Source organism: Verrucomicrobiota bacterium (assembly GCA_019247695.1).
In the GTDB taxonomy this organism is placed as follows: Bacteria; Verrucomicrobiota; Verrucomicrobiia; order Chthoniobacterales; family JAFAMB01; genus JAFBAP01.
The window spans coordinates 1-6,055 of record JAFBAP010000131.1; the positions used below are offsets into that span (position 1 = coordinate 1).

The 6,055-nt window shown below is 61.6% G+C and carries 5 protein-coding genes and 1 tRNA gene; 3 read left to right on the plus strand and 3 right to left on the minus strand.

Annotation, left to right across the window (positions count from 1 at the left end; translation table 11 throughout):
* Window positions 1–626, minus strand: a 626-nt coding sequence (lipB, locus tag JO015_15365; GenBank protein MBW0000477.1) for a lipoyl(octanoyl) transferase LipB, incomplete at its 3' end; no start/stop codon positions are given.
* A gap of 2 nt (window positions 627–628) precedes the next feature.
* Complete coding sequence (gene ruvC / locus JO015_15370) at window positions 629–1,132, minus strand: crossover junction endodeoxyribonuclease RuvC (GenBank protein ID MBW0000478.1); 504 nt, start codon at window positions 1,130–1,132, stop codon at window positions 629–631.
* A gap of 119 nt (window positions 1,133–1,251) precedes the next feature.
* On the opposite strand from ruvC, the gene tdh reads away from it, so the two are divergent.
* Complete coding sequence (tdh, locus tag JO015_15375) at window positions 1,252–2,319, plus strand: L-threonine 3-dehydrogenase (protein ID MBW0000479.1); 1,068 nt, start codon at window positions 1,252–1,254, stop codon at window positions 2,317–2,319.
* A 16-nt stretch (window positions 2,320–2,335) separates the two neighbouring features.
* The gene (gene kbl / locus JO015_15380; GenBank protein MBW0000480.1) at window positions 2,336–3,523 is read left to right on the plus strand and encodes a glycine C-acetyltransferase; all 1,188 of its coding nucleotides are present in this window, start codon (window positions 2,336–2,338) and stop codon (window positions 3,521–3,523) included.
* A gap of 225 nt (window positions 3,524–3,748) precedes the next feature.
* On the opposite strand, the gene JO015_15385 is transcribed toward kbl, so the two are convergent.
* Window positions 3,749–3,820 (minus strand) — tRNA-Thr (locus tag JO015_15385).
* A gap of 584 nt (window positions 3,821–4,404) precedes the next feature.
* Between JO015_15385 and JO015_15390 the strand changes: the two genes are divergently transcribed.
* Window positions 4,405–5,898, plus strand: coding sequence for a hypothetical protein (locus JO015_15390; GenBank protein ID MBW0000481.1), 1,494 nt, complete (start codon window positions 4,405–4,407; stop codon window positions 5,896–5,898).
* The last annotated feature ends 157 nt before the right edge of the window (window positions 5,899–6,055 follow it).

Consider the following 6,055-nt stretch of genomic DNA (forward strand, 5'->3'; position numbering starts at 1 on the left):
CCCGTTACCGGTTCCCCGAAGACGCGTTCAAAACACCCGGGGAACCGGGTTTTGACCTCACCGATGCTGACCTCGCGGCCTGATTCCCGGCTTAGCGAGGTCATCGTAACGCCGGCCAACCCGCAAGGCACGATGTGATCAAACCCATGGAGGTCCGAAGCGACGTTCAACGCGAGGCCGTGCATGGTGATCCATTTTCGCACGCCAACGCCGATGGACGCGATTTTTCGCTGGTGCACCCACACGCCCGTCTTGCCCGGCACCCGCTGGGACGCGACGCCGAACCCGGCCAGCAGGTCGATCAGCACGCCCTCCAGGTTCCGGAGGTAAAGGTGTAAATCGCGTCCCCGGGCGCGCAGGTCGAGGATGGGGTAAGCGACCAGTTGGCCCGGGCCGTGATAGGTGGCCTGGCCGCCGCGGTTGATCTCGAAGCTGGGATAAGGCAGCCGCTCCACCGGGCCGAGGCTGCTTTTGTCCGGGAGCCGTCCGATCGTATAAACCGGCTCGTGCTCCAGCAGAAAAACAACTTCTTCGCCCATCGCCAGGCAACGTTCCACCTGCGCTTCCTGCAACTTCAAACCTTCCTCGAACGTAAGCCGTCCGGCGTCAACGAACCGCGTCCTCATCTTCAGATGTTGCGGTATGCGCCGACCAGGGCATGCGGCGTCGCTTGCATTTGCAGGTGAGTCAACCCGATGGCCAGCGCATCGGCGGCGTCAGAGTCCGGGGTTTGTTCCAGCCCGAGCAATGCCCGTACCATGAAGCTGACCTGATCTTTCTGCGCATTGCCCCGGCCGACAACTGCCTGTTTGACCCGTTTCGGCGGGTATTCATAAATCAGAAGGCCGCGCTGGGCGACGGCCAGAAGCGCCGAGCCACGCGCCGCGCCCAGGGTGACGGCGGTTTTCGAGTTCTGCACGAAAATTACGCTTTCCACGGCGCAAAGTTCAGGCCGGTAACGTTCAACCAGGGCGGCGATCGTCCGATGAATTTCCACCAGGCACGAGCTCATGCAAAGCGAAGCGTCGTTTCTGATCACGCCGAAATCTAAAACGCGCACCTGGCTTGAACTTCGTTCGAGCAAAGCGTAACCCGAATTTCGGAGGGCAGGGTCGAGCGCGATCAAACGCATGGCGCGGAGTATAGGCGCTTGCACGTCGCGAGTCACGCACCGCCCACGGCCCGGGTGCGCTTGCGGCCGGCTCCAGTTGGCCGATCTTTCCTGGCCGGTCGACGATTATGCAAACAACCATGCGCGCCCTCGTAAAGAAACAACGGTCCCCCGGCCTCTGGCTGGAAGAAGTGCCGAGGCCGGAGCCGGGCGGGTTTGAGGTCCTGATCCGGGTGCTGCGCGCCTCAATCTGTGGAACGGATGTGCACATTTACGAATGGGATGCATGGGCGCAGAAAACCATCCCGACGCCGATGGTGATCGGCCATGAATTCGTCGGCGTGATTACCGAGGCGGGCCGGTTCGTGCACGACTTTCAACCGGGCATGATCGTTACCGGAGAAGGCCACGTCGTCTGCGGACGATGCCGCAACTGCCTCGCGGGCAGACGGCACCTTTGCAATCAGACCAGCGGGGTTGGCGTCAACCGGCCGGGAGCATTTGCCGAGTACCTTACCATCCCGGAAACCAACGTTTGGTTGGCGGATCCCAAAATCCCCCTGGAGATCCTTTCCTGTTTCGATCCCCTCGGGAACGCGGTCCACACCGCCCTGTCCTTCGACGTGCTGGGTGAGGACGTGCTGATCACCGGGGCCGGTCCGATCGGTCTGATGGCGGTGCCCATCGTCCGGCACGCCGGCGCCCGTTACGTCGTCATCACCGACGTGAACCCGTACCGGCTGGAGTTGGCCCGCCGTTTGGGGGTGACGGTTGCCCTGGACGTCCGGACCGGCAGCCTGCACGAGGTAATGAGCAGGTTGGGGATGAAAGAAGGATTCGACGTCGGCCTGGAAATGTCCGGAGACGCCGGCGCGCTCAACAGCATGCTGGCCGCGATGTGCCATGGCGGCAAGCTGGCCCTTTTGGGTATCCAATCAAAAAAGGCGGCCATCGACTGGGACCTGGTGGTCTTTAACGGCCTGACGATCAAGGGCATTTACGGACGGGAAATGTACGAGACCTGGTACAAGATGACGGCGTTGATCCAGTCGGGCCTCGATATTGCCCCGGTAATCACCCACCATTTCCCGTTCGATGCGTACGAGGAAGCGTTCAAGTTGATGCGCAGCGGGCAATCCGGCAAGATCGTCCTGCACTGGGAAAACGCTCCCGTGCCCCCGCAGGCCGTCACGTTGAAACCCGAATAAGTTTTGCGATGCGCCCATGCTGAATGGATTTTCCGATCACCTGACGCGGCAGCTTGCCGACATCGAACGGCAGGGTCTGCTGAAACGCGAACGCACCCTCGCATCGCGGCAAGGGCCATGGGTCCAAACGGCCGGCGGGCGCGACGTGCTGAACTTCTGCTCCAATAACTATCTCGGACTGGCCGATCATCCCGAAGTCATCCAGGCCGCGCGTGAGGCACTGGATCGCTGGGGATTCGGCCTGGCCTCCGTCCGGTTCATCTGCGGCACCCAGGAGATCCACCGGGAACTTGAAGCGGCGCTCACCCGGTTCCATGGCACGGAAGACAGCATCCTGTACGGCAGTTGTTTCGACGCGAACGGCGGCCTGTTTGAGACTTTGCTCGCGCCCGATGACGCCGTGATCAGCGATGAGCTGAACCATGCTTCCATCATAGACGGCATCCGCCTCTGCAAAGCCACCCGGTACCGGTACCGCCACAACGACATGGATGATCTTGAAGCCAGGCTGCGGGAGGCGCAGTCCGCGCGCTACCGTCTGATCGCCACCGACGGCGTGTTTTCCATGGACGGCACGATTGCCAACCTGCGCGCCATCTGCGACCTCGCGGAGCGGTACGGCGCCATGGTGATGATCGACGAGTGTCATGCGGCCGGCTTTCTCGGCAAAACCGGCCGCGGCACACCCGAATACTGCGGGGTGGGCGACCGGGTCGACATCATCACCGGCACCCTCGGCAAGGCGCTCGGAGGCGGCAGCGGCGGGTACCTGACCGGGCGCAAACTGATCGTTGAGCTCCTACGGCAGCGCTCGCGCCCATACCTCTTCTCCAATAGCGTCACTCCCAGCGTCATCGCAGGTTCATTAAAGGCGATCGAAATTGCGTCCCGTTCCACCGAGTTGCGCGACCGGCTGGAGCGCAACACGCGGTGGTTCCGGGCTGCCCTGGCCCGGCGCGGTCTCACCATCAAGCCCGGCGAGCACCCGATCGTTCCCGTCATGATCGGTGACGCCGCCCTGTCGCAGAAAACCGCCGACCGCCTTCTCGAACGCGGCTTGTACGTGATCGGCTTCTTTTATCCGGTGGTGCCGCACGGAACCGCCCGAATCCGTACCCAGGTGTCGGCTGCCCATTCGGATGCAGACCTCGAGTTCGCAGTCGAGCAGTTCGCCGCCGTCCGCGACGAGTTAGGCGGCTTCTGAAAAATGCCACAAATGGAAGAGGGTGGCGGGTAACGCCTAACGAGTAACGAATAGCGGGTGGCGGGTGGAAGACCGCGAGCCGAAGTTGTTCCCGGTAAAGAGTGCCGCGCGTCAGCCCAGGAAGAACTGCCGGGAGTGAATTGGAGGCCTCGACGCCCCCCATTCGTTACCCGCTACCCGTTACCCGTTACCCGCCACTCTTCTCCATTCGTGGCATTTTTTGCCAGCCGGTGACGAGATTCGAACTCGTGACCGCTCGATTACGAATCGAGTGCTCTACCACTGAGCTACACCGGCGCGGGGCTGAGAGTGCTACGTATCGCCCTGTGGCATCTCCCCGTCAAGCTCCGGGTTAAATGCCTGAACCGACGCAGAACAAAAAATCACAAAAAAGAGAAAAACTGGGTCACAATTCAAGCGTGCGTGGCGTCGTGACCTCGACTGCCTGCGAATGAAAACCGGACCTGAATTATCAGTCCTATCGTATTTGCATCAGCAGTATTCTCTGGCATCTTGCCATCCCGGACTTGGAGCGGTAAGAGCTTTTTGCTCCGGTCAAAGTTCGAGACTTGCGATCGGCTTGCGATGGGTAATCGAAATTGTTTCTCGCCAGGGCTTCCAGCGGGGGTGCATCGCCGGCAGAACGCACGGGTTTCCTCGTCGAGCATTCAGCCTATGATGCTGATGGGCGGGCTTGGTTGCCGTTGCCGAGGCACCAAACGCGGCGATGTGACGTCCGTAATTCCGCCGGCTTGCGCTGGAGAGTGGATGCCTTTATTTCCCTGGCCGGGAACAACCGGTTAAAAAACCAAGAGTCTTACTTTCCTCTCGATGCCGTTCTGATCCGTCAAAAATAACCGCCGCACATTGATGCCACGCCCGTGAACCCAGCCGATCTCAGCGTTCAACCATCCAATCCGTCCAGTCCAGCCGTCAATCCTCGCGAGCTTAGTCGGGAGGCCAACGCGCCCGAGCAGGTCCACACGTGGCTCCGGATGGATCCGTCACTGGCCTCGGCCGTCCTGTCCAAAACAGAGGAAGAATTGCTTGGGGGCCTGGCGGCGTTGATGCGCAACAAGGTCGAGACGGAAACCGCCGTCCGCCGTCTGTCCCAGATTCTGGCGGAAACCGGCCAGGCGCAGAACGAGCTGGAACGCATCCGGCAACAGGTCCGGCAGGCCGAAGATGAACTGGCGGTTCGCATGGACGAGCAACAGCGGGTCAGGGAGCAGTTGCTGGAGAGCCAGGCATTACTCCGGGTGCGCCAGGAGCAAGCCGCCGAGTATCGGGAAATGTGGAGCTCGTTTCAGGCCGACGCCGAGCAGGTGCGCCGTGACCTGGCCCAACTCCGTACTGAGGCCCTGGCTGCTCGACCCGATCCGGACGCCGCTGCCGGCCTGGAAGAACGTCTGGCGCAGGCAAGGACGGAGGTGGATTCCGCGTTGCGGGAGAAGGGGGGATTGGAAGTTGAACTGCATCAGCTCCGCGAACAGCGGGATCAGCTCTCTGCAGAAGTAGCCGATCTGCGCCGCGAACTGGAAGAGCGCCAGGTTGCACTTGAGACCCTGAAGGGCGAAATCGAGCGCTCGGAAGGACGCCGGAATCCCTCAGATCAGTCGACCCCTTTGGGTTCCGTCCGGTCCGGCCAACCCGAAGCCCAAACCGCCCCGGCCGCTCCGGAGGACGAACAGACGCTGCGCCTGCCGTTCCAACTTGAGGAGAAACCGCGTGACTTGGCGGGCCCGGAGCTTCCCTGGCGCGAAGGTAAGCCGGATTCATTTGTGCAAGGCGCCTCGACGCTCCAGGAACTGCATGACCGGACCGGCTTTGAATCCTATGCCGCGCAGTTGCGCGACGCCGAAGCGGTTGCAACCCGGGCTGATGAAAAGAGCATCGGTTTGCCGTTGTGGTTCGGCCAACCTCTGCCGCCCGTCGCAGAAGGCTTTGATCCTTACCGGTTGGAAAGCGAATTTTTCTCCGACGAACCGCTCGACGCGCAAGTGGTCGCAGAGTTGGTGGCGAAGCTGCCGGGACTCGACGGTTGTTTGATCGTTCAGAACCGCGGCCCGGTGCTCGCTTCACGCTTGGCCGAACATTATTACGAGCAACTCCGGGTACCCGACCGGGATTACTCGCTCCTGTTCGGGCGGCTTCCGAACCGCCGGGATGACCTGCGACTGCCGGAAGGCCAGGTGGCGATCTATCAGCTCGAAAACGGCTTCGTAACGGTGACGCAGATGGATCACATCTTCATGATCACGACGAGCGGTCAGCCTCGGCTCAAACCGGGCATGCCCCACAAACTTCTCACGATCGCCTGCGAGTTGTCGAAAATGTATCCCCAGCAGGAGTACGAGGTGGCGAGTAACGGGTAACGAGTTCGGGGTTCGGGGTTCGGAGTTCGGAGTTCGGTCACACGGCGGGCACAGCGGGATTGGCGGGCACGGCGACAGAGTTCACACGGCGAACACGGCGGACCACGGCGACCACGGCGGGAAGAGGAAAGAGTTCGGAGTTCGGAGTTCGGAGTTC